At 61.7% G+C, this 699-nt stretch carries 1 protein-coding gene; it reads right to left on the bottom strand.

What is annotated here, in order from left to right:
- A partial coding sequence (locus tag B9Z45_RS16785) for an IS5 family transposase (RefSeq protein ID WP_108408295.1) occupies positions 1 to 699 on the bottom strand: 699 nt, incomplete at both ends.

Genomic DNA, 699 nt, shown 5'->3' with positions numbered 1-699 from the left:
CCGGGCGCGTACCTTGGACTTGTTGCGATTCTTCGAGCGCAGGGCCGGGTCAACCTCACCTCCCTTGCGCACCCGCTGGTTGGTGAAGTCGTTCGCATGTGGTGCCTTGGATGCGATCAGTGCCTTCTGGCTGGCATAGGCACTGTCGCCGTACACGCGCCGCTCGGCACCGTGCAGCAGATCGGGCAGCGGGTGTTTGTCGTGCACGTTGGCCGCCGTCACCACGGCACTGTGAGCCAGCCCCGTGCGGCTGTCAACGCCAATGTGCATCTTCATACCGAAGTACCACTGCTGGCCTTTGCGCGTTTGATGCATCTCGGGGTCTCGCTCTTTGTCTGCATTCTTGGTCGAGCTGGGCGCACCAATGATGGTGGCGTCCACGATCGTGCCCGTGCCCACCTTCATCCCACGAGCCTGCAATACCTGGCCCACCTTGGCAAACAGCTTTTCTCCCAATTGGTGCTTCTCCAGCAGCCGACGAAACTTCAACAGCGTCGTGCCGTCGGGTACCCGCTCGCGCCCCAGGTCAATGCCCACGAACCGGCGCAAGGACGTGCTATCGAGCAACGCTTCCTCGCAAGCCTCGTCGGCCAAGTTGAACCAGTGCTGCACAAAGTACATGCGCAACATACGCTCAAGTCCCACCGGCGGGCGACCATTGCCCGGCTTGGGGTAATGCGGCTCGATCACTTCGCATAG

This window comes from Limnohabitans sp. 2KL-17 (genome assembly GCF_003063415.1).
Classification (GTDB): Bacteria; Pseudomonadota; Gammaproteobacteria; order Burkholderiales; family Burkholderiaceae_C; genus Limnohabitans_A.
This window is presented reverse-complemented; position numbering and strand designations above follow the sequence as displayed.